Source organism: Desulfuribacillus stibiiarsenatis, assembly GCF_001742305.1.
Classification (GTDB): domain Bacteria; phylum Bacillota; class Bacilli; order Desulfuribacillales; family Desulfuribacillaceae; genus Desulfuribacillus_A; species Desulfuribacillus_A stibiiarsenatis.
This window is the reverse complement of the sequence record NZ_MJAT01000039.1, coordinates 114,792-137,182: the sequence shown is the minus strand read 5'-3', so window position 1 is coordinate 137,182 and position 22,391 is coordinate 114,792. Positions and strand designations below refer to the sequence as shown.

Annotated in this window: 23 protein-coding genes and 1 rRNA gene; all 24 read right to left on the bottom strand. The window is 41.1% G+C overall.

What is annotated here, in order from left to right:
* Positions 1 to 182, bottom strand: a 16S ribosomal RNA gene (locus tag BHU72_RS14650); the annotation flags it as partial.
* Positions 183 to 980: 798 nt separating this feature from the next.
* Positions 981 to 2,513 carry a lysine--tRNA ligase gene (gene lysS / locus BHU72_RS14645; RefSeq protein WP_069703363.1) on the bottom strand — a complete coding sequence of 511 codons (1,533 nt, stop codon included), beginning with the start codon at positions 2,511 to 2,513 and terminating at the stop codon, positions 981 to 983.
* Between the two features lie 102 nt (positions 2,514 to 2,615).
* Entirely contained in the window at positions 2,616 to 3,092 is a 477-nt protein-coding gene (greA, locus tag BHU72_RS14640; protein ID WP_069703362.1) for a transcription elongation factor GreA, read from the bottom strand.
* A 273-nt stretch (positions 3,093 to 3,365) separates the two neighbouring features.
* Positions 3,366 to 4,334: a tRNA dihydrouridine synthase DusB gene (dusB, locus tag BHU72_RS14635; protein WP_069703361.1), complete on the bottom strand. Its 969-nt coding sequence runs from the start codon at positions 4,332 to 4,334 to the stop codon at positions 3,366 to 3,368.
* Positions 4,331 to 4,828, bottom strand: a complete 498-nt coding sequence (gene folK, locus BHU72_RS14630; RefSeq protein ID WP_069703360.1) for a 2-amino-4-hydroxy-6-hydroxymethyldihydropteridine diphosphokinase — start codon at positions 4,826 to 4,828, stop codon at positions 4,331 to 4,333. Before folK ends, dusB begins: the two co-directional genes overlap by 4 nt.
* Positions 4,829 to 4,832: 4 nt before the next feature.
* Positions 4,833 to 5,192, bottom strand: coding sequence for a dihydroneopterin aldolase (folB, locus tag BHU72_RS14625; RefSeq protein WP_069703359.1), 360 nt, complete (start codon positions 5,190 to 5,192; stop codon positions 4,833 to 4,835).
* The gene (folP, locus tag BHU72_RS14620) at positions 5,192 to 6,394 is read right to left on the bottom strand and encodes a dihydropteroate synthase (RefSeq protein ID WP_069703375.1); all 1,203 of its coding nucleotides are present in this window, start codon (positions 6,392 to 6,394) and stop codon (positions 5,192 to 5,194) included. Before folP ends, folB begins: the two co-directional genes overlap by 1 nt.
* Positions 6,395 to 6,415: 21 nt before the next feature.
* Positions 6,416 to 6,922, bottom strand: coding sequence for an HD domain-containing protein (locus BHU72_RS14615; RefSeq protein WP_069703358.1), 507 nt, complete (start codon positions 6,920 to 6,922; stop codon positions 6,416 to 6,418).
* Between the two features lie 16 nt (positions 6,923 to 6,938).
* Positions 6,939 to 7,523 (bottom strand): aminodeoxychorismate/anthranilate synthase component II, encoded by a 585-nt coding sequence (pabA, locus tag BHU72_RS14610; RefSeq protein WP_069703357.1) that lies wholly within the window; start codon positions 7,521 to 7,523, stop codon positions 6,939 to 6,941.
* Between the two features lie 158 nt (positions 7,524 to 7,681).
* A complete protein-coding gene (locus tag BHU72_RS14605) occupies positions 7,682 to 8,299 on the bottom strand; it encodes a stalk domain-containing protein (RefSeq protein ID WP_069703356.1) in 618 nt (205 codons plus the stop codon).
* Between the two features lie 86 nt (positions 8,300 to 8,385).
* Positions 8,386 to 9,411 carry a stalk domain-containing protein gene (locus tag BHU72_RS14600; RefSeq protein WP_069703355.1) on the bottom strand — a complete coding sequence of 342 codons (1,026 nt, stop codon included), beginning with the start codon at positions 9,409 to 9,411 and terminating at the stop codon, positions 8,386 to 8,388.
* Between the two features lie 429 nt (positions 9,412 to 9,840).
* On the bottom strand, positions 9,841 to 10,764 hold the full coding sequence (cysK, locus tag BHU72_RS14595; RefSeq protein WP_069703354.1) for a cysteine synthase A: 924 nt from the start codon (positions 10,762 to 10,764) through the stop codon (positions 9,841 to 9,843).
* A gap of 89 nt (positions 10,765 to 10,853) precedes the next feature.
* Entirely contained in the window at positions 10,854 to 11,753 is a 900-nt protein-coding gene (locus BHU72_RS14590) for a peptidyl-prolyl cis-trans isomerase (RefSeq protein WP_069703353.1), read from the bottom strand.
* Positions 11,753 to 12,637: an Hsp33 family molecular chaperone HslO gene (gene hslO, locus BHU72_RS14585; RefSeq protein ID WP_301553549.1), complete on the bottom strand. Its 885-nt coding sequence runs from the start codon at positions 12,635 to 12,637 to the stop codon at positions 11,753 to 11,755. Before hslO ends, BHU72_RS14590 begins: the two co-directional genes overlap by 1 nt.
* A gap of 175 nt (positions 12,638 to 12,812) precedes the next feature.
* A complete protein-coding gene (gene hypE, locus BHU72_RS14580) occupies positions 12,813 to 13,814 on the bottom strand; it encodes a hydrogenase expression/formation protein HypE (RefSeq protein WP_069703352.1) in 1,002 nt (333 codons plus the stop codon).
* A 5-nt stretch (positions 13,815 to 13,819) separates the two neighbouring features.
* The gene (gene hypD, locus BHU72_RS14575) at positions 13,820 to 14,938 is read right to left on the bottom strand and encodes a hydrogenase formation protein HypD (protein ID WP_069703351.1); all 1,119 of its coding nucleotides are present in this window, start codon (positions 14,936 to 14,938) and stop codon (positions 13,820 to 13,822) included.
* The gene (locus BHU72_RS14570; RefSeq protein ID WP_069703350.1) at positions 14,916 to 15,149 is read right to left on the bottom strand and encodes a HypC/HybG/HupF family hydrogenase formation chaperone; all 234 of its coding nucleotides are present in this window, start codon (positions 15,147 to 15,149) and stop codon (positions 14,916 to 14,918) included. The genes hypD and BHU72_RS14570 overlap by 23 nt, the downstream gene beginning before the upstream one ends.
* Complete coding sequence (hypF, locus tag BHU72_RS14565; RefSeq protein WP_176720508.1) at positions 15,140 to 17,536, bottom strand: carbamoyltransferase HypF; 2,397 nt, start codon at positions 17,534 to 17,536, stop codon at positions 15,140 to 15,142. The genes BHU72_RS14570 and hypF overlap by 10 nt, the downstream gene beginning before the upstream one ends.
* Positions 17,509 to 18,162 carry a hydrogenase nickel incorporation protein HypB gene (gene hypB, locus BHU72_RS14560; protein ID WP_069703372.1) on the bottom strand — a complete coding sequence of 218 codons (654 nt, stop codon included), beginning with the start codon at positions 18,160 to 18,162 and terminating at the stop codon, positions 17,509 to 17,511. Before hypB ends, hypF begins: the two co-directional genes overlap by 28 nt.
* On the bottom strand, positions 18,152 to 18,514 hold the full coding sequence (gene hypA / locus BHU72_RS14555; RefSeq protein ID WP_069703349.1) for a hydrogenase maturation nickel metallochaperone HypA: 363 nt from the start codon (positions 18,512 to 18,514) through the stop codon (positions 18,152 to 18,154). The genes hypB and hypA overlap by 11 nt, the downstream gene beginning before the upstream one ends.
* A gap of 51 nt (positions 18,515 to 18,565) precedes the next feature.
* Positions 18,566 to 19,012: a Rieske (2Fe-2S) protein gene (locus BHU72_RS14550; RefSeq protein WP_069703348.1), complete on the bottom strand. Its 447-nt coding sequence runs from the start codon at positions 19,010 to 19,012 to the stop codon at positions 18,566 to 18,568.
* Between the two features lie 135 nt (positions 19,013 to 19,147).
* A complete protein-coding gene (locus tag BHU72_RS14545) occupies positions 19,148 to 19,915 on the bottom strand; it encodes a type III pantothenate kinase (RefSeq protein WP_069703347.1) in 768 nt (255 codons plus the stop codon).
* A gap of 33 nt (positions 19,916 to 19,948) precedes the next feature.
* Positions 19,949 to 20,791, bottom strand: a complete 843-nt coding sequence (nadC, locus tag BHU72_RS14540; RefSeq protein ID WP_069703346.1) for a carboxylating nicotinate-nucleotide diphosphorylase — start codon at positions 20,789 to 20,791, stop codon at positions 19,949 to 19,951.
* Positions 20,775 to 22,391 carry an L-aspartate oxidase gene (gene nadB / locus BHU72_RS14535; RefSeq protein ID WP_069703345.1) on the bottom strand — a complete coding sequence of 539 codons (1,617 nt, stop codon included), beginning with the start codon at positions 22,389 to 22,391 and terminating at the stop codon, positions 20,775 to 20,777. Before nadB ends, nadC begins: the two co-directional genes overlap by 17 nt.

Here is a 22,391-nt window from a genome sequence, read left to right as displayed (position 1 = left end):
TATCTGGTATTAGCTCCGGTTTCCCGGGGTTATCCCAGTCTTACAGCCAGGTTACCCACGTGTTACTCACCCGTCCGCCGCTAATGTTCAGAAGAGCAAGCTCTTCATCACATCCGCTCGACTTGCATGTATTAGGCACGCCGCCAGCGTTCGTCCTGAGCCAGGATCAAACTCTCCAATAAAAGTTCAATTCTGATGTCAGAAGTCACTGACTTGTGAATAGTTTGTCTGTTCTATCAACATAGCAGGGTTGCTGTCCTGCACAGTCTGCATTCTTTCGAATGCTAGAATTGACGTTGTTATGATTGCACTATACAGTTTTCAAGGAACTTTTTGATGGATTGTTTTTTCTTCAACCCACGCTTGTTTGTTTCGTTTGTGTTATCGCCTTGTTTTTAGCGACTTTTATATCATATCACAGCCAGTTTGCAGTGTCAATATATTTTAGTAATTTCTTTTAGGCGCTGTGTTAATATCCATTGCTTGCTAACGTACTAGTAAATGACTAGTAGCTATAGGTACTTGCCTATAAATATATGTCGTTAATTTGGAGCGACAATTATTATATTATCATGTATGTCTACGATTATGCAACATGTAAATTAATACAGCACGAATTATATACACAGCGAGTTCTTCAGCAGGCATACAGCAAGTTCATTCAGCAGTATATACAGCGATTTCTTCAGTAGTATTCTTCAGCAGTATATACAGCAATTTTGCGTACAACTAAGTTATACCGTATTGCATTCAGCGATATCCAAGACAAGCGTGACTCAAGACCGTCATTTTGTATAAAGAAAACTTGGCATTCGTAGCTTTGGCGAAGAGAATGCCTTAGTTGCACTTATACTATCAATATTTAAAAACTTATACATTCTGATAGTATAAATTGTAATAAAGGGCAGCGCTAGCTACCCTTATTGCTTATGCTTTACTAAGCTTCAACTGGATTAAAGCTCCATTAAAAAAGTCTTTATTTATTCTGTACCTCTCATGTGCGGGAAAAGAATAACATCACGAATCGATGGCGAGTCCGTCAGAAGCATGACAAGCCTGTCAATCCCCACTCCTAACCCTCCAGTTGGCGGTAATCCATACTCTAGGGCGTGAATATAATCATCATCCATCATATGTGCTTCGTCATTACCTTGCTGACGCTCTTTTAGCTGTCCTTCAAAGCGTTCTCTTTGATCAATTGGGTCGTTAAGCTCTGTAAAAGCGTTTGCGTGCTCTCTACCAACAATGAATAATTCGAATCGATCGGTAAAGCGCGGGTCCTCAGGATTCTTTTTCGCCAATGGTGATACTTCTACAGGATGTCCATAAATGAACGTTGGCTGTATTAGCTTGTCCTCTACTTTTTGTTCGAAAAACTCGTTAAGAATGTGACCAAAGGTCATACTCGGTTGGACTTGTACCTTATGCTCTTTTGCAAGGGCATGAGCCTCTTCATCCGTCATTTGCACACTAAAATCAACACCAGAATATTTCTTCACGGCATCAACAATGGAAAGACGCTCCCACTTTGGTGTTAAATCTACTTTCTGCCCTTGATATTCTACAACCGTAGTACCTAGTACCTTTTCAGAGCAGAAGGCAATCATCTCTTCTGTTAGATTCATAATGTCTTGATAATCTGCATATGCTTCGTAAAGTTCTATCATCGTAAATTCTGGGTTATGTCTAGTGGAGATCCCTTCGTTACGGAATACTCTTCCAATTTCATATACTTTTTCTAATCCACCTACTATGAGACGTTTCAAATGAAGCTCTAGCGCTATTCGAAGGTACATGTCCATATGTAGGGCATTGTGATGTGTAATAAATGGTTTCGCTGCAGCGCCACCAGCTATTGTGTGTAACGTTGGTGTTTCTACTTCTAAGTAGCCACGCTCATTTAAAAACTGGCGCATTGCTTGTATGATTTGGCTACGTTTAATAAATGTATCTTTCACTTCCGGGTTTACAATTAAATCTACGTATCTCTGTCTATATCTTAGTTCAATATCTTTAAGACCATGAAACTTTTCTGGTAAAGGGCGTAACGATTTAGACAATATTTCTACTTCTGTTGCACGGATGCTAGTTTCTCCACGGTTTGTTTTGAAAACTTGTCCAGTAACTCCAATAATGTCGCCGATATCAAATAACTCAAATGCATGATACGCTGCTTCGCCTACAGAATCCTCTCGAACGTACACTTGAATGCGGTCCGTACGATCTTGTAAATGAAGGAAGCTTGCTTTACCATGTCCTCGCTTGGTAATGATTCTTCCTGCGATAGAGACTATAACTGTGTGCTGATCTAGTTCGTCCTTGTCAATAACCCCATAAGTACTATGAATGCTTCCTGCATCGGTATCTCTGTCAAACCTCTTGCCGAAAGGGTCTTGTCCCATTTCCGCTAATTGTTGCATTTTTTGTCTACGAATCTGTAAAAGTTCATTTAAATCTTCCTGTTGGTGTTGCTCGTTTATTTCTAGTTGATCATTTTGTTTAGTACCCAACATTCTCACCTACTCCGTTCTATCCGTTTGATTCAATATATGGATTCAATATATTTATGCAAAAATTTTGGAAAGCCCAGGATTTCTCCTGAGCTTACACGCTACTTACTTTTTAATGTCCAGGACTTCATATTTAATAATTCCTGCAGGTGCCGAAACCTCAATCATCGCACCCTTTGACTTACCTAATAATGCTTTGCCTAATGGGGATTCATTCGATATTTTGTTTTCGAGCGGATTGCTCTCAGCCGAACCAACAATCTTATATTCCATCTCGTCGCCAAATTCTAAATCTTTAACATTGACTGTAGATCCAACACTTACAACATTGACGTCTACTTCATCGTTATTAATAATCTTCGCGTTACGAAGCATCTTTTCCAACGTGATAATACGACCCTCGATAAATGCTTGCTCGTTCTTCGCATCTTCATACTCGGAGTTCTCACTTATATCGCCATAGCTAATCGCTATTTTAATTCTCTCTGCCACTTCTCTTCGTTTTACTGATTTTAATTGCTCTAATTCATCTTCTAATTTTTTCAGCCCATCCAATGTTAAAATTACTTCTTTCTCAGTCATAAAAACTCTCCTTTTTTCTCGGTTCTAATAATATCTATTGCCCAAACTTTTAGCACGATCCATATAGCGTTTGGTTTCGTAAAGTATATGATGGAAGAAATCAGGATAGCACTAGTTCTTTACTCCTTTCCCCGTATCGCTATATGATACAAGCACTGTCATTGGATAGACAGTGCTTTAGAATATGTATGTTGCTAGATGGGGGTTATCCTTTGTTAGTTAATTCTTTTTGCCTTGCCACATTATATGATAAGGCTTAAGATTTTGTCAATATCAGGATTTTTGCGCAGCAAACGCATGTAACAACCCTTTTAATTCATCCTTCGTGTTGGCTTTCATGATTTCATTTCGAACGAACGCCGCTTTGTTTAAACCCTTTAAATACCAAGCTGCATGCTTACGCATTTCCTGGACGGCAACCCTTTCCTCTTTCACTTCCATTAATAGTTCGAGATGTCTCAAGCAGGTATTGATGCGCTCCATTACAGTTGGTTCATCTAATATTTCGCCATTTTCAAGGTAGTGTCGTATGCGTTTAAAGATCCACGGATTGCCTTGTGCTGCTCGTCCTATCATGATTGCCTGACATCCCGTGTAATCAAATAGGGCTTTCGCAGACTCCGGACCCGTTACATCCCCATTCCCTATGACAGGAATTTTTACTGTTTTTACTACTTCTCTTATAATATCCCAATCTGCTTTGCCACTATACATCTGTGCCCTAGTCCGCCCGTGTACAGTAATCGCACTAGCTCCCGCTTCCTCAGCAATGCTAGCCAATTCTATTACATTCACCTGATCATCGTCCCAGCCTTTGCGCATCTTCACAGTCACGGGTTTACTTACTGCTTTCACTACAGATTCTATAATGGCTTTTGCTTTCTTCAAGTCTTTCATTAAAGCTGCTCCGCCACCCGGTTTTGTAACCTTTGGTACAGGACAACCCATATTAATATCTATAATATCGGCATCAGAGTCATCTACAATCTTAGCTGCTTGTACAAGACTCTCCACATCTGAACCGAAAAGCTGCATACTGAGCGGACGTTCTTGCGGGTCAACGAACAACATTCTTGAAGTTCGTTCATTGCCAAAGAGCAGTCCTTTATCGCTAACCATTTCGGCGCATACTAAACCGCATCCATTCTCTTTTGCTAAAATGCGAAATGCATAATTCGTAATGCCTGCCATCGGTGCAAGAACAATAGGTGATTCGATGGTAACCTCTCGTATATTCATCAATCGATTTTATCTCCTTCCCATTCATATAATCCAACATTCCCACATCGTTGGGCAAGGATATTAATGGGTTCTCTACAACCCGGGATGACTTTGCTTGGATTAAGAACACTTAATGGAACAAGTACGAAGTTTCGCTCTAGCATGTGTGGATGAGGGACGACTAAAACATCTGTATCAATGATGCAATCCTCATATAACAAAATATCTATATCGATTGTCCGAGGCCCCCAGTGATACTCTTTAATCCTACCTAGCATTTTTTCAATATCTTGCAATAAGCATAAGAGTTCTTCTGGAGTGATGGTAGTTTCAACTGCAATTACAGTATTCAAAAAATCAGTTTGTTCCTTGACTCCCCAAGGTTCCGATACATAAATAGGAGCCATTTCCACGACTCGTGTATGCGGCAAATTATCAATTTTCTGAATGGCGCTACGAATATAGCACAATCGATCTTCAATATTCGAACCAAGTCCCAAATATACTAGCTGCATACTTCTACCTCTTCCTTGTAATCTCAACCCCCATATATGAAAAAATACCTTTCACCGGAGCTTGCGGTTTTTGAATCTGCACCTTTATTTCTTCTACGATTGGATAGTTTAATAAAACTTCAGTTGCAATAGTTTCTGCCAATGCTTCAATTAAGTCAAATCTTCGAGTTTCTACTATTGCTTTTACATCTTCATATACCATGCCATAATGTACCGTTTGGTCAATGCTATCATTGATACCTGCCCCAGAAAGAGGTAAATATAGTTCGATATCTATTATAAACGGCTGGCCAAGAATCTGCTCTTCTTGCAACACTCCGTGATAACCATAGAATTGCATGCCTTTCATAAGAATCTTGTCCATTACGCATCACCTCTCCGTACCATTGCATCCATCATGACGCATACTCGTTTCATTTCACGCACATCGTGCACTCGAACAATGTCTACCCCACGCTCTATACCTAGGGCGACTGTTGCAGCGGTCCCTTCGATACGTTCTTCCACTGGCAAATTCAACGTTTTAGCGATTAAAGACTTTCTCGATGTGCCCAGTAACGTCGGATAGCCTAAGTTCGTAATGTCGCGCAAACGATACATGACTTCTAAATTCTGCGGGTAGTCTTTCGCAAAACCAATTCCAGGATCTAATATGATGTTTTCTGATAAGACACCAGCATCTTCCGCTATTTGCACGCTTTCACGCAAATCCGAAATCATATCGGATATTAGATCAGCGTACAATGTGTTTGCTCGGTTATGCATGATGATAACAGGCACTTGTGTGTCTGCGGCTACTTTAGCCATACACGAATCCTTCTTTAGGCCCCAAATATCATTAATCATATCAGCGCCAGCTTCCACTGCTGCTTTTGCTACTTCTGCTTTATATGTATCAACCGATATCGGTATTTCCGTCACTTTTTTAATTGCATGTATGATAGGAATTACTCTTTGTAATTCCGTTTCTATATCGACAGGAACGGCACCTGGACGCGTTGATTCTCCACCTATGTCCAATATATCCGCACCTTGGTCAATCATTTCAAGGGCCCTTACGACAGCTTTTTCCTCTGCGATAAATCTTCCACCATCTGAAAAGGAGTCTGGAGTCACATTGAGAATACCCATAATTAATGTTCTTTCTTTCAACGGTAGCTTTAAAGACTGTGCCCAAGCTGGTAAAGTAGGTTTGTTTTTCATATCGAAGCATGTAAGTGCTTTTTTTAGCTCGATAGCCAACTGCTTCAACCCAAATGGTTGTGACTGAAAATTAGAAATTACTCGTTCCAGTTCGCGTCGAGTACATAATAACATAATATCGGAATGGTCCGCCGTAAGTTGAGAAACTTGTTTGTGGACACATGCGTCACCGCCCTTGCTAAGCAGCTCTTGCTTAATTAAATTGGCAGCGCGAAGGTTCACATCATGAATAACAATATGAAAAAATTCCCCTTTTTGCTTCATCACGTGAATGCCCGGGGAATCCGCTCCTATATTCGACATCGCCAATTGCAACTCTTTCTGGTTATATATAGAACGAAAATAAACATTATGTCGGTTCATCCCATTAAACTCCTCTTCCATTCAATAAATAATCCCATGGCGTGTATCCATTTCCGATAATTTATAGCAACTGCTTTGTTCACGACATTTCCAGCAGGTTCTGGAATAGCGATCGGCTTTTTGGAAAATTCTCGTCATCGCATGCTCTGACTCATTTCTATTGTGGAAACGAATAGCATCTAAAATAATTTCTTGTTCGGGAGTTTCAAAGCCAGTATCATCTAAAATACTTTGAGCTAATAAGTAGCTTGCCTCAGGATGCCTTTCGCCATATAGATATTGGCGAAATCGCCCAATATCGTGGAGTAGAGCAGCCGCATATATACATTTCTTTATATGAAAATTTGGCAGAGAAACTTGGCAATTCTTAATGCCCTCCTCTAACCAAAGTATATACGCAATTCTCGCCACATCTAATGAATGCTCTATCGGGTGCAAACAATACGGTCTGCCCTGCTCTAGCTGCGAGATTTTATTTAGATAATATTGAAACTTTTTATGTTCCACGATTCTTTGTATTTGTTCCATAGATATGCCCTTACTTTTATTTTTTATGAAACTCCTTCGCCTGGTGAACGAAATTAGCAATTAACTTTTTTCCATAATCCGTTTTAATCGATTCTGGGTGGAACTGTAAGCCCTCAATCATAAATTCCCTATGCCTAAGACCCATCACTTCCTGCTCTGCAGTCTCTGCAGAAATTTCTAGGCACTCTGGCATTGTTTCTTTCTTCACTAATAAGGAATGGTATCTCGTCACGACAAGGGGCGATGGGATGTCTTGAAATATAGTCTTTCCATCATGTACTACTTCAGACGTCTTTCCATGCATTATACGTTCTGCTCTTACGACATCGCCGCCAAATGCCTGACCAATCGATTGATGCCCCAAACAAATACCTAAAATCGGAATGGCACCTTTAAAATGCTGAATGACATCTAAGCTTATACCAGCTTCATTGGGTGTACAAGGGCCTGGCGATATAACAATCGCTTGCGGGGTTTTCTCCGCTATTTCTTCAATCGTAATCTGGTCATTGCGGAAGACCTGAATCTCTTCTCCTAACTCTCCTAGGTACTGCACAATGTTGTAAGTAAAGGAATCATAATTATCAATCATCAAAATCATCTCGGTTTCCTCCTAAGCTCAACTAAACTCCTACTATTCTTATGCTAGTATAGCATATCCACATTCTCATCAACAAGAATAGGAATACGCCCTTTTGAGAAAGCTAAGGGCAATAAAAAAAGCCTCTGCATGGCAGAGACTTTATGTTTATGATTGAATTACTTTACTTCAAGAACGTTCTTAGCTAAAGATGCTTTCATAGGAGCTTTTAATAAGTCTCCAGAAATCTTAGCGATTGAATGAGCTTGGATATAAAGCTTGCCATCTACGTTAATAATTGGTTTGTTAAGCATGAACGCTTTGTTGTTCATAGAGAAACCTTTGTGACCTTGACGGCCTTTTGCTTCGTATCCTTTGATCTTTAAAACTGTAGCTTTAGTAGCTGCATCGTACTGAACAGTAGCGCCAAAGAAAGTTGCTGCTGAACGAACACTTACATATACGTCTTTGTTTACTACTACTACGTCAACTTTGCCAGTCTTATCTAAGAACTTAGCATCTACAGTTACTACTTTGTTTGCAGGTACTGGAGCTTTTGAAGGTGCAGTTGGTGCTGGTGTAGCAGGTTTTGGTGCTGGTGCTGCTGGTTTTGGTGCTGCTGGAGCCTTTACAACTGGTCCTCCACCTGGAGCGTTACGAGTAACGCCATCATGACATCCAGCTTGAGCACAGTTTGCGCCCATTGTTGGAAGTGCAGAAGCTTCTTCCGCTTCAAAAGCCATTACGCCAAGTACTACGAAAGCTGCTACGAATAACCATACTAATTTTTTAGACATAATTTGTTCCCTCCTGAGTTTTGTTTGATTTTTATATTGCTAAAATCATATAAAATGATAGCGCAACCACATGGAATAAATATCTACTACTTAATAAGAAGTGATGCTGCTTTAAGATAGTTCTTGAATTTCACTTCTAACATGTTGTTTTCTAGCGTCAATGTGCCACCTAATTCTTTAGAAAAAGCATAACTTGGAATATACACTCTATTATTACTTGCAACTATCGGATAGTTAAACGATAGAGTTGCATTATTAAACTGTAGCTTATGCGTCTGCGGTTTGCCACGGAAATTGACTCCGAATAATCGAATCGAAAATTCCTTGGTCTTATCGTCCCAAGCTATAGACTTGCCATAATATTCAGCAAGGGATTGCATATCAAAGTAAATTTCATCTTCAAATCGAAAGATATCAACTTTGCCATTGGCTTGTAACACCTTGAAATCTACTCGTTCCATTTTCACTTTCGTTAGGTCAATCACTATATTACGTTCTTTTTCCTTCTTGCTAGACGATTTCTCATCCGTTGGAGTCTGTAGATTTTCTGGAGTCTCAGTTGCTTCTTCTGGCAAATCCTGAACATTAAAGCTTATTTTATTGTCACCTTCTCTAGAGATATATCCGCCGAAGTTAGCGGCTAAAGAGTGAAGTGGAAAATATACGATTTCAGAACGGATAATGATTGGATAATACAATAAGAATGGTGTTTCTCCTACCATAAAGTCATAACCTTCGCCAGGAGCAGAAAATTTCATTCCAAAGAACGGAGCAGTGAATAAAGATTTATCTTCGTTCCAATCTACAATCCTATTATCCCAACCCGCAATCGAGTCCATATCAAGGTACAATTCTTCATCATAATATCGGATCACATTGACCTTACCAGTGCGCCCAAACATTGTGAATTCAAATTCTTCAATTGGCATTTCATGGATTGCGTCATCAACAGTTGCATAATCTTCAATATCTAGACCATCACTTAGTTCTTCGGTATCGACTTGCTGCGGCGTAGTGCCAATTACATCTGATGTCCTACTGTCGTATACAAAAAACATGATGACCGCGATTACTAACGCAAAAATCGGAAAGTACCAGTATGTTGGTTTCATTGTTATCGCCTCGGAGTTTTGACGTTTGTGACGTAATCTCCTACTTCTTTCTAAATCAGTTTCTAGTAAATTAAACTCTAGTAGTTCATGGCATTTTCATCTGCAATACTATTATTATATTATCGACTACTAAATTCCTGCCTAAAACATTACATGTAACATAACTGTAAAGTTCGAAACTTTTTCTGCGCGCTACTTGATTGTTTTGGGCGTATATAAAATATATCACGTTCAAATTATTTTCACAATACATCTAATATTATACTTATGTTACAAACTGTATTACATATCAGCGAGTTTCTCATTACTCTGTTGCTAAATATACGCCCATTATCCTATGAACAGTCTAACTTTTGTTATGATACAGAAAAAGAGCCGCTTGCAAAAGCGACTCTAAGTTCCTGTGCTACTATTAATCCCCAGCGGTTTTTACTCAAACTGGAATAATGCAGTGCTTAAGTAACGTTCCCCTGTGTCAGGCGCCACAACAACCACTTTTTTACCTTTACCTAAGCGCTTTGCTACTAAAATCGCAGCATGGATTGCCGCGCCTGATGAAATACCTACTAATAGGCCTTCTTCTTTCGCTAAACGTCGACCCATCTCCATTGCTTCTTCATTTTCTACTTTTTGAATTTTATCGTAAACTTTCGTATTTAAAACGTCCGGTACAAAGCCAGCACCAATTCCTTGAATCTTATGTGGTCCAGGTTTTCCACCTGAAAGTACAGGAGAAGCCATAGGCTCTACGGCAATAATCTCTACGTTTGGAATCTTCTCTTTCAATACTTCGCCAACACCAGTAATCGTCCCACCAGTTCCAATGCCGGATACAAATGCATCAATGTTGCTCTCCATTTGCTCAAGAATTTCTATCGCAGTAGTCTTGCGATGAACTTCTGGATTGGACATATTCTTAAATTGCTGTGGTACAAAATAATCCGGGTTTTCCTTTGCAATTTCTTCGGCTTTACGAATTGCCCCGCCCATTCCTTCCGCTCCAGGAGTTAATACTAAGTCCGCACCAAAGGCTTTTAGAAGATTTCTGCGCTCCATACTCATCGTCTCAGGCATAACCAAAATCGCACGATAGCCCTTAGCCGCAGCTAGCATCGCTAACCCAATTCCCGTATTACCGCTCGTTGGTTCAAGGATGGTTGACCCTTCCTTCAAAAGCCCCTTGCTTTCCGCATCCTCAATCATCGCTAACGCAATACGATCTTTTACGCTACTACCAGGGTTGTAAGATTCAAGCTTCACATACACTTCCGCATCTTCCGCTCCAACTACACGGTTCAATTTAACAATTGGAGTAAAACCAATTAAATCCGATATATTTTTTACAGTACGCATATACATCCTCCTATATCCGAGTATTTTTATTGGAATAATATACTTTCATAATACGACTCCTATATACTTATGTCAATACTTAATTTATATTATTTCAAATTCGACTGGACTAATGGGTTCTGGATTTCTACATCTAGTTTCCGTATCAAGTCCTGCAAATATTCGTTTAACGGTTTCGCCGCTTGTCGTAGCGCGAGTTCCCTATGGATTAACGGCTTCACTTCTGCAAAATCATACAACTTCTCTTCGGTTATATCTTCAAGCAAGATAATATTCCAGCCTTCAAAATTATAAAAAGGCTGACTATATTGACCAACGTTCAATCGAAGGGCTGTATCGATAATTTCAAAATCTACATAGATACTATCTACGCTAATATAACCTAAATCTCCACCATTAGCCGCCGTGATTCGATCTTGAGAAACCTCCATTGCTAATGCGGCAAAATCAGCGCCTTCTTGAAGGTCGCGTCGAACACGGTTTGCCTCATCCCTATCTTTAACAAGAATTCTTCGAATGTGAAGTTTTGCTGGCTCTTTATACTGGTCAATATTCTCTTGATAGTACTTTTCTATCTCAGACTCTGTTACTTTCACATCCAACGTAGCTAGCTTCTCTAATAGAAGGTTGTAACGGATATCTTCTTTTAACTGAGCCAGAACAATTCCGTACTCTTCTAATAAAAGTGTCTCTAAATCCTTATTAGAATCCATAAAGTTATGTCTATATTTTTCTATTTCTTTATCGACCTCCCTTTCCGAGACTTCTACTGCTAAACGCTTTGCTTCAAAGCTAATCGCCTCTTTTTCAATCATTTCTTTTAGAAGCTGAGAGCCGTGTCTTTTGATTAATTCGTTCACAAACTCCTGCTCAGAAATCACCTTTTGTTCAATGCGGGCAACTTCAGTAGTTGTTAGTTGTTGGTATAATGCAATAATAAGTGCAATGAATAAAACAACTACAAGTCCCCATAAAACCTTGACTTTCACTATTTCCCCTCCAGTTCGCTCTCTATCTGTTCTAAATCACTCTCTGAAACCATGTGTTTCTCATTGCAGAAATTGCATACAACTTCAGCTTGTCGTTCGACTGATAACATACTCTGTACTTCAGCGAGACCTAATTGTTTAATCATGCCTTTTACACGATCAATACTACAATTGCAATCAAAGCATATATCCTGCCTTTGTAATATTTTACCATCTCCCGCTATGTAATGCACTAGGTCCTCAGGCGTGAGACCTTCGTCGATTTTTTTGGAAACATTACCCAAAGTGGCTAGCCTTTGTTCCAAGGCTTGGACTACTTCATCGGGCGCCCCTGGAAATAACTGAATGATAAACCCTCCAGCCGCTTTAATGCTTAAGTCTGTATCCACTAGTACTCCTACTCCTACCGCCGAAGGAGTCTGCTCTGATTGGGTAAAATAATACGTAAAATCCTCGCCAATTTCCCCGGAAATAATCTCTGACGAGCCTCTATACGGTTCTTTCATTCCGATATCTTTAATCACATAAATTGTTCCTGTCGTTCCAACAGCCCTTCTTACATCTAGTTTGCCAAATTCGTTTTGCGGGAAATCTACTTGCGGATTCGTGACGTACCCTCTGACAACACCACAAGCGTCTGCATCCACGATAATCCGACCGACTGGCCCATCACCGCTGACTTGAATTGTTATCTTTTCATTCCCCTTATGCATGAGTCCCATCATCGCACCAATGGAAGCAACCCTTCCAACGGCCGCACTTACTGTCGCGGAAGTGTCATGTCTACGATGAATCTCATTGACTAAATTCGTCGTTCTACAGGCAAATATTCTTACCTTATCTTGAAATCCAGTGGCCCTAATTGCGTAATCCTGCTGCATCATCTAAACCGCCCTTCTAATGCTGTACGTAAATCTTGATATACCTGAACAATTTATTAATTGACTCATATATGTAAAAGAAAAAGCAACCCCTAAAGGTTACTTAGCTATTCATATTATTACGATTATAGCACAAAAGATACCATATAAAAGTACACGACATGTAAATCTTGCAAGTTTAGCAGATTCGCGGCAGAGGCGCTCCCGCTAATAAATCGATAATTTTCTTGCCGCCAAATGCTGTCTGCAAAAATACTTGTCCGTTGCCTTCCTCTACTTTCGCAATTTGCGTTGAGCCAATGCCTTCTGGCATGCTTCTCATAATCTCTAACGCTAGCTCTACTTGATGCTCAGGAACGAATACCAGTACCTTACCTTCATTGGCAAGATATAACGGATCTAACCCTAAAAGGTCAGCCGCTCCCATTAACTCATCACTAACCGGTAGCGATTCTTCATCGATAATGATATTAAGCCTTGTATCCACAGCAATTTCTTTCAATGTTGTTGCGATTCCACCGCGCGTAGGATCGCGCATGAAACGCACATCTGGCACATGCTCCATAAGCTTTTTTATAAACAGGTTTAATGCTTGGCAATCACTTTGCACTGGACTTGAGAAATTAAGCCCAGAGCGCTCGGACATAATTGCCATCCCATGCTCCCCAATATTCCCATTAATTAAAACAGCATCCCCAACCGCGATGTTACGATACGATAACTGGCTCTGTAGTGGTATAAACCCAATCCCTGACGTGTTAATAAATACACCGTCGCCTTTATTCTTCTCAACAACTTTGGTATCGCCAGTAACGATTTTTACTTGTGCCTCGTTCGCAGTCTTCGCCATGGAAACAACAATCTTCTCTAAATCAGCAATTGAAAAACCTTCTTCAATAATAAAACCACAGCTAATGTATTTCGGTATCGCACCGACAACAGCTAAATCGTTCACTGTTCCAGCAATCGCAATTTTACCAATGTCGCCGCCCTTGAAAAATAATGGATTCACAACAAAGGTATCTGTCGTAAAGGCAATTCTTCCTTCTTCATTATCTGCCACGAAAGCATCTGGCAATACTTGATCACTACTATAGAAATGCTTTGCAAAAATTGAATCGACAAGGTCATGGGTAAGTTTACCACCGTCACCATGGGCTAATAGAATTTTCTCTGTCACTTACATCATACCTTTCGCTCATATTTATAGTAGGTAGCACAAGTTCCTTCATAAGATACCATACAAGGACCAACTGGGCTGACTGGCGTGCAGCTTTTGCCAAAGTGTCCACATTCCGTAGGCTTGATATACCCAGAAAGGACTTCACCACAGCGGCAACCTTTCGTTTTCACAGTAGCAGACACTTTGATATCAAACAATGTGCGCGCGTCATATTTCTTATACGGGTCACGAAGCTCTAGACCACTGCCTGGAATATTCCCAATCCCGCGCCAGTTTGAATCGGTCGCTTGAAAGTATTTTTCTAGCATTTCTTGGGCTGGGATATTTCCTTCTTCTTTTACAACTCGTAGGTATTGGTTCGTAACAGCCGCCTCACCCTTATTGAGCATGCGCAGGATATCAAACATTCCCGCTAATACGTCTAATGGCTCAAAACCAGCAATCGAACTCGGCACATGATATTCAGTAGCAATGAAATCTAACGCCTTACGACCGACAATTGCAGCAACATGCCCCGGAAGCAGTAACCCATCGACCTTTAAGTTCGGATCTTGAAACAGCAGTTTTACTACTGGTGGACAAATTTTATGGGCTGTAAAGACGTAATAATTTTCAATTCCACGTTGCTCTGCCATGTCAATTGTCGCAGCAATAGCAGGCGTCGTAGTTTCAAACCCTACTGCTAAAAATATTACCTTCTTGTCCAAATTCTCTTCAGCAATATCAAGTGCTTCTAGTGGAGAGTACAGTACGCGGATGTCGTGGCCATTTGCTTTCTCTTCAGCAAGGGACGAATCCGAACCTGGTACTCGCATCATATCACCAAAAGTGCATAGAATGACGTTCTGCTGCTTTCCAAGCTCAATCATATAATCAATATCTTCATGGCTTGTCACGCATACTGGACAACCGGGTCCACTAATAAGTTCTATCTTATCTCGGAAAACTTCACGCAACCCCGCCTTTGATACTGATACGGTATGAGTACCACAAACCTCCATAAGATTTGCTTTTCTACCGAACTTCTCTTGGAAAATATCTGCTTGGCGAAGAATCGCTTCGATGAGTTCTTTCCCTAGTACTGGGTCACGATAGACGTTAGTTGCCTTGTTCTTGCTCATGCTTAATCATCTCTTTCCATAGTTCTTGGCTTTCCATTGCGTATTGTTCATCTACAATTTCAATAACAAAGCCTGCATGGACCATCACATAATCCCCTAATTTCACATCTGGACGGAGAGTAAGACCTACCTTTCTCGTATTGCCAAAGCACTCAACTTCTGCTAAATATCCATCAATCGATATAACCTTTGCCGGTATTGCTAAACACATGATATTATCCCCCTTTTATCTTTCATACTATAACGGGCTGCTGCTATGAGCGCTTGCCCTAATGCTATCCCACCATCGTTGGTTGGAACCTTTTCGTGGTAATACACGGATACTCCTTGATTGCGCAAACCATCTACTACCTGTAGTAGTAATAATTCATTATGCCATGTTCCACCGCTAAGGACTACCCGCTTACTTAATGGCTGCTTTTTATCGAAAATCGTCATCGCCTGGTTAACTATTGCATCACCAAGCGTGCGATGAAATTTGTATGCAATGCGCGCGGGATTACAATCACTTCGTATTTCTGCTAAAATTTGTCCAAGCATTGGTCGCCAATCAATACTCTGTTTGCCATCTACATCCTTTACCGTTACCACTGGATATAAAGATAGCTCACCTTTACACCTATAAGTCTCTGCTACATTCGACAGCCATATCGCCGCTTCTCCCTCGTAGCTGCTAATCTCGCATCCCTTTAATAAAGCAGCAACAGTATCGAATAATCTGCCTGCGCCAGAGCTTTTGACTACTTGAATCCCTTTCTCAAGCATCTGCCATAACACCCGTATTTCCTTCTCCCGTTCCGGCCAGATAGCAAGCGCTTCATCAAACCCCGATGTAGGATGGATAGCATGGATAGCACCAATCGCCATTCGCCAAGGCTCTTTAATAGCTTTTTCTCCACCAACCACAGGTAATGGAATCCCATATGCCAATCGTTCATAGGAAGCATAGTCGCCATAAAGGAATTCTGTCCCCCACAGCGTTTCATCATCACCATATCCTGTCCCATCAAGGATAACGCCAAGCACTTGATCCGTTATACCATGCTCCGCCATGCAGCTAGCCATATGCGCGTGATGATGTTGAATCTCGACTTTTTCTCGATATTGCAGGAGCTTAGCAATTTCTGAAACTTGATAGGTGGGGTGTTGGTCATACGCAACGATTGTTGGCTCATAATTAAACAGCCGCTCAAAATGCCCCATACTATGTAGAAAGCTCTGCCTTCCTTCCCATGAATCAATCTCGCCAATATATTGACTCATGCGTATGTGGTTGCCTTTCATATAGGCAAAACTGTTCTTCATCTCACCGCCAACAGCAAGAATTACTTCTTGCTCGGGAATTGCCAGCGGAACTTTTATTTCCTCAGGTGCATACCCTCTGGATCTGCGATAAAAAACTGGTCTGTTCTCTATTACCCGTACTAACGAATCATCCGTACGCTGTTCGATGTCACGATCATGTATTAAAAAAAAGTCAGCAATACCAGATAGTTGTTCTAGAGCTTCCTGATTATCTTTCGTTATAGGTTGATTCTTTGGATTCGCGCTGGTCATTAAAAGCCAATCCAAATTACCGATTTCAAATAGCAAGACATGTAATGGCGTATACGGTAGCATCACTCCAATGGTCGTAAGGTCCGGGGCTGTCGCCTCAAAGTCTGCAATTTCCTTTTTGTTCAAGATAACTATTGGCGCTTGAGGACTTGTTAATAGTTCCTGTTCTATTGCGGTAACCCTGCAACGTTCTACGATGTTATCAATATTTCTAGCTATCAGTGCAAAGGGTTTACGAGGCCTGTTCTTTCTTGCTCTTAACTTCTGTACGGCGTGTTCAAGATTTGCATCACAAGCAAGATGAAAACCTCCAATACCTTTTATAGCTATAATATTGCCCGAACGAATCAGTTCCGCTGCTTGCTTAAACATCACGCGGAGCCTCAAGGAATCGCTACCCTCATGTAAGATGTTACCAGATGAATCCATCAATCGAAGCGCTGGCCCGCACGCTGGGCAGGCAGTCGGCTGTGCATGAAATCTGCGGTCCATAGGATCATTGTATTCTCCTTGGCAATCCTTACACATAGCAAACGGTTCCATGGTTGTCATCGCACGATCATAGGGCACATCGCGAATTACTGTAAATCTTGGCCCGCAGTTTGTGCAATTTGTTAAAGGATAAAAAGCAAATCGGCTACTTGAATCTAGAATGTCTTGCTTGCAATCCTCACAAATCTTTATATCTGCTGGGATGCGCACATCACCTTTGATATCGGTATAACTAGTAGTAATTTCAAAGCTATGATTTGCGTTTACGTTTATTGGTTGATCTGCTACTTCGATTTGCTCAATCAGAGCTAACGGCGGTAATTCCTTTTGAAGCCTTACTATAAATTCCTCTACCGAAATAACAGGTCCTTGTACTTCAATCTCTACACCCTTACTCGTATTGCGAACGAATCCTGATAGATTACAGTCTCTAGCTACGCGGTAAACAAACGGCCGAAAGCCTACGCCTTGCACAATGCCTTTTACCAATAAAGCCTTCCTAATGATTGAATCATTACTACCTACTTCAGCAGATGCCCTTTCAGCCATGCACACCATTCCTCCATATTCTCTCCCGTAGAAGCTGAAACCTGGAATAATTCGATATTTGGCCGAATTGCTTGTAAGTCATCGATAACGACTTGCATGTCAAATTTGATATATGGAATTAAATCTACTTTATTTACGATCACTGCATCGGCTTTGCGGAACATCGTAGGATATTTCGCCACCTTGTCCGCGCCTTCCGTTACAGAAAGTACAACAACTTTCTTATGCTCTCCTAAATCCCAAGAGGAAGGACATACTAGATTTCCCACATTCTCAATAATTAATAGATCCATTTGATCTAAATCGAATTGGTCTAATACTTTGCGAATCATATGCGAATCCATATGGCAGCCACCGTTAGTGTTAATTTGAATGCATTGAATCCCTTTTGCACGGATTCTGTCAGCATCGCGCTCCGTTGCAAGGTCTCCCTCTATGATTCCTATATTAAGCTCTTTGCCTAGCATATCTGCCAACTTTTCTAATAGAGTCGTTTTGCCAGAGCCAGGCGAACTCATGAGATTGATGGCAAAGATGCCTTTTTGGTTTAATAGCTCTCTATTCAGTGCCGCTTGCTCGTTGTTCTTCTCCATCGGGCTTTGTTTCACATCGATTTTAACTGTCATGGGATTCATCCCCTTCATAATAGTCTACATATAATTGTTCCCCATCTATCACTTCCGTTCGGATACTCTTACATGTAGGACAAGTGAAGATATATCCTTCCTCTGGATGATATTCGTATTCGCAATCAAGGCATTTTACAGTCGTCTTAATAAACTCAATCTCAAGTACTGCATCCTCTGTAAAAGGTCCTGTTTCTTTTAACATTTCAAAGCCCATTTGTAGGGCATCTGGCAATGCATTCGACATTTGCCCAACGATTAAACGAACTTTTTTGACTTTTTCTATCCCATTTTCTCTAGCACTATTAGATACGACATCGATAATCCCTGACATGACCGACAACTCGTGCATCGTTTCCCCTCCTGGAATATTCCTCTATTAAAAACAAAAATGCTTATGCTACTAGTCAATCTTGAGTTGAATCTGTTCGTTAACTACACGTACCGGTATTGCCTGCAAATGAACTTTCCTTTCTTCATCGCTATCATCTGTGCGCACACTATTCCCTAAAGAATTATATCTATGATTACAGCTTGGACAGAAAAATTGTTGCGTATGCCCTTGCCAAAATATTAATTGCTGATCTACTGGACAAATCCCATGGAGTGCCTTTACCTGCCCATCGACACGTACGAGAAATAACAGCTTCCCACGAAACATTAATTGTTTGGGCGATACTGTGAAGTCGCGATTCGAAATCAAGGTCTCCCACTTATATTCTTTCAATGTTTCGGATAAGTCAGCGAAACTTCCAGCGGCTTGTATTGTTGTCTTCAAGGAGGCATCTTTGGTCTTTGTAAGCGCCCTCTTAATCCAATCGCGTCGGTTCATTTTAATGAATTCAGACATTATATCCCACTTTCTCCTAGTGAATTATAGGTCTTTTCCATAGTATAGCAAATGTGGGCTAGTGATAACAATGATATATAGCATAAAAAAAGAAACGCAATTATGCATTTCTCATCACGTTTCTTTATATTAATTCTAACTATCTTTTATGGTGTTTCGCTCATACAAAATGCGCAGCCCTTTCAAGGTTAAAAACTCATCAATCACGTCTACGCAAGAGCATTCTGTTGCGATGAGCTCTGCAAGTCCGCCCGTTGCTACTACTTTCATATCATCTTGGGCAATTTCTTGCTTCATCCGCTTTACAATGCCTTCTAATTGTCCTATATATCCGTAAATGATTCCTGACTGCATGGAATTAACCGTATTCTTGCCAATCACCTTCGGTGGACGGACAAGCTCGATTCTTGGCAGTTTGGCTGCTTTGTTAAAAAGAGCCTCCGTAGAGATGCGAATTCCAGGAGCAATAGCACCTCCTAAATAACTACCTTTGGAATCAATGGCACAAAATGTCGTAGCCGTACCGAAATCTACTAAAATTAGCGGTGCGCCGTATTCATGCACAGCCGCAACAGCGTTGACGATGCGGTCAGCCCCCACTTCGCGCGGGTTCTCAATACAGATATTCAATCCCGTCTTAATCCCAGGACCTACAATGAGAGGTTTTAGGCCTATATAGTTCTCTACCATCCGTTCTAAAGCAAACATAATAGGAGGTACCACGGAGGAGATAATAACAGCATCAATTTCCTTAATCTGAACGCCTCGATCGATAAATAAATTTCTCACAGTAATTCCATATTCATCTTCTGTCTTCTCACGATTCGTAGCGATGCGCCAGTGATATTTCAAAAACTCACCTTCATAGACACCAATCACAATATTGGTATTTCCAACATCCATAACGAGTAGCACTTCTTCACCCACTTTATTCGCTTATTCTTGGTTCTTCTTTTCAAATAGGTCCAGACTAATATCTAAGCTTTCAATGGTATGAGTCAGGCTTCCTAAAGAGATAATATCGACACCTGCTTGCGCAACTTCTATGATATTATGTTCCGTAATTCCACCAGAAGCCTCTGTAAGAGCGCGGCCAGCAATCCTATCGACAGCTAACTTCATATCGGATGGACTCATGTTATCTAGCATAATTATATCGCACTTAGACTCAATGGCCTCGCGCAATTGGTCGAAATTCTCAACTTCTACTTCTATCTTCATCGTGTGAGGAATCCCTTGACGGGCTGCCCGCACAGCCTTCGTTATTCCTCCAGCAGCTTTGATGTGATTATCTTTAATCATAACCGCATCATACAATCCAAAGCGGTGGTTTTTACCTCCGCCGTCTCGTACAGCCTGCTTTTCCAAAATCCGTAACAGAGGCGTTGTTTTTCTAGTATCTACCACCCTCGTTGGGAATTCTTGAATCAGTGATGTAACCGTATGTGTTTTCGTCGCAATCCCTGACATCCGCTGCATGAAATTCAGCGCAACCCGTTCCCCTGTCAAAATCGAGCGCAATGGACCTTCTAAGGTAATAATTGTCTGTCCTTTGGTTACAATATCTCCATCCATTACTAAATGGGTAAATTGTATTCGCTCATCGATTTGTCGAAATACCTCTCGTGCTACCTCAACTCCAGAGATAACTCCATCTGCTTTCATGTGAACCATGCCCTGGCCATAAGCATCTGCTGGAACTGTTGTTAGTGACGTGATATCACCGGAGAAGACATCTTCCTCCAAAGCCAATTCAATTAGTTTAGAAATTGATATCATCGATAGTCACACCTCGTTCTTTATGTATAGATACTACTTTTTGCCACGAGTTTTCCGTCTGTGGATAATCCAGTCGATAGTGGGCCCCTCTACTCTCTGTCCGGGCTAAAGCACCCATTGTCATGAGTGTAGCACAGGTTAGTAAATTCATAAATTCGAATTCACTTACTTGGCTATAAGCATATCCCTCCATCGGTGAGAACTTCTTAAAATCCTCTAATGCTTGTAATAAACCTTCTTTGTTGCGTTTAAGCCCGACATAACGAAGCATTAACTTCTGTAGACGCAGTCGGCGCTCATTGATGTATTGAAGCTTGCTGTTAGGTTTTTGAATTAAGTTTGGTAGTTGGTATGGGTATCTGTGTCCCATTTCATCCTGTATAAAATCTTTTGCTTTGGTAGCAATACGTCTCGCATACACTAAAGCCTCAGAAAGCGAGTTGCTCGCTAATCGATTCGCTCCATGCACACCCGTACAAGCCACTTCCCCACAAGCAAACAATCCCCTTACTTCTGTTTCACCCCACTCGTTGGTGCGCACGCCCCCCATGGCATAATGGGCAGCCGGTGCTACTGGAATCCAGTCAGAACTGATATCCAGCCCATATTGCAAACACTTTTCGTATATCGTAGGAAATCTTTCATATAACTCATCTGATTTCTCATGTGTAATATCAAGAAACACGTATGTAGCTTTCGTTCGTTCCATTTCTTCAACGATACAACGAGCTACCACATCACGTGGTGCAAGCTCAGCCATTTCATGCCGATCGACCATAAAGCGCTCGCCGTGAATGTTTCTAAGTAATGCTCCTTCCCCGCGAACTGCCTCGGAAATCAGGAATCTCGGGGCTCCAGGATAACTTAATACCGTAGGATGAAATTGATAGAATTCTAGGTTTGAAATAACCGCCCCCGCGCGATAAGCAATTGCCACTCCATCACCAGTCGCAATATCTGGATTCGTCGTGTAACGAAATAGTTGGCCGATTCCACCAGTTGCTAAGACTACTATCGGCGTGCGATAAAAAATTACTTCCCCACAATCATCTTGCACCAGCACTCCGCGAATTTGATTCGATTCCGTAATGACATCAATTGCGAAATGATTCTCTAGTTTTTCAATTTTATGATTCTTGCGCACTGCCTTTACTAGAGCACGTACGATTTCAGCACCAGTAGCATCACCACGGGCGCGCAAAATCCTCCTGCAACTATGAGCACCTTCTTTAGCGAGGGCTAATTCCCCTTCAAACATGTCAAAACGGGTACCTAATTCTATGAGTTCTAAAATTCTTTGTGGTCCTTCATTGACTAGAATCTCCACAGCTTGTTCATCACATAAGTCTACGCCCGCATATAACGTGTCCTTACGGTGTAATTCTGGAGAATCCTTCTCTGAAATAGCGGCTGCAATTCCGCCTTGCGCATAATTTGTATTACTCTCAGCAATCGCACGCTTCGTTACGAGCACTACGTCTTTATGCTCGCTTAAACAATGGGCAGCAAACAGGCCACCTATACCGGAGCCAATCACAACGGCTCCAGTATCGACGATTGATAAATCTTGTGTAACATTACTTAGATACCGTGATTGCAT

Bases quoted from the DNA above. Each gene is read 5' to 3' on its own strand.
- BHU72_RS14605 (WP_069703356.1), bottom strand. From the start codon at position 8,299: ATGTCTAAAAAATTAGTATGGTTATTCGTAGCAGCTTTCGTAGTACTT.
- folB (WP_069703359.1), bottom strand. From the start codon at position 5,192: ATGGACAAGATTCTTATGAAAGGCATGCAATTCTATGGTTATCACGGA.
- hypA (WP_069703349.1), bottom strand. From the start codon at position 18,514: ATGCACGAGTTGTCGGTCATGTCAGGGATTATCGATGTCGTATCTAAT.
- BHU72_RS14550 (WP_069703348.1), bottom strand. From the start codon at position 19,012: ATGTCTGAATTCATTAAAATGAACCGACGCGATTGGATTAAGAGGGCG.
- hslO (WP_301553549.1), bottom strand. From the start codon at position 12,637: ATGATGCAGCAGGATTACGCAATTAGGGCCACTGGATTTCAAGATAAG.
- hypF (WP_176720508.1), bottom strand. From the start codon at position 17,536: ATGGCTGAAAGGGCATCTGCTGAAGTAGGTAGTAATGATTCAATCATT.
- nadB (WP_069703345.1), bottom strand. From the start codon at position 22,391: ATGCAATCACGGTATCTAAGTAATGTTACACAAGATTTATCAATCGTC.
- folK (WP_069703360.1), bottom strand. From the start codon at position 4,828: ATGCAGCTAGTATATTTGGGACTTGGTTCGAATATTGAAGATCGATTG.
- greA (WP_069703362.1), bottom strand. From the start codon at position 3,092: ATGACTGAGAAAGAAGTAATTTTAACATTGGATGGGCTGAAAAAATTA.
- folP (WP_069703375.1), bottom strand. From the start codon at position 6,394: ATGAACCGACATAATGTTTATTTTCGTTCTATATATAACCAGAAAGAG.
- BHU72_RS14600 (WP_069703355.1), bottom strand. From the start codon at position 9,411: ATGAAACCAACATACTGGTACTTTCCGATTTTTGCGTTAGTAATCGCG.
- cysK (WP_069703354.1), bottom strand. From the start codon at position 10,764: ATGCGTACTGTAAAAAATATATCGGATTTAATTGGTTTTACTCCAATT.
- BHU72_RS14615 (WP_069703358.1), bottom strand. From the start codon at position 6,922: ATGGAACAAATACAAAGAATCGTGGAACATAAAAAGTTTCAATATTAT.
- lysS (WP_069703363.1), bottom strand. From the start codon at position 2,513: ATGTTGGGTACTAAACAAAATGATCAACTAGAAATAAACGAGCAACAC.
- hypD (WP_069703351.1), bottom strand. From the start codon at position 14,938: ATGAGCAAGAACAAGGCAACTAACGTCTATCGTGACCCAGTACTAGGG.
- hypB (WP_069703372.1), bottom strand. From the start codon at position 18,162: ATGACAGTTAAAATCGATGTGAAACAAAGCCCGATGGAGAAGAACAAC.
- pabA (WP_069703357.1), bottom strand. From the start codon at position 7,523: ATGATTTTGATGATTGATAATTATGATTCCTTTACTTACAACATTGTG.
- nadC (WP_069703346.1), bottom strand. From the start codon at position 20,791: ATGATATCAATTTCTAAACTAATTGAATTGGCTTTGGAGGAAGATGTC.
- BHU72_RS14545 (WP_069703347.1), bottom strand. From the start codon at position 19,915: ATGGATGTTGGAAATACCAATATTGTGATTGGTGTCTATGAAGGTGAG.
- BHU72_RS14570 (WP_069703350.1), bottom strand. From the start codon at position 15,149: ATGTGTTTAGCAATACCGGCAAAGGTTATATCGATTGATGGATATTTA.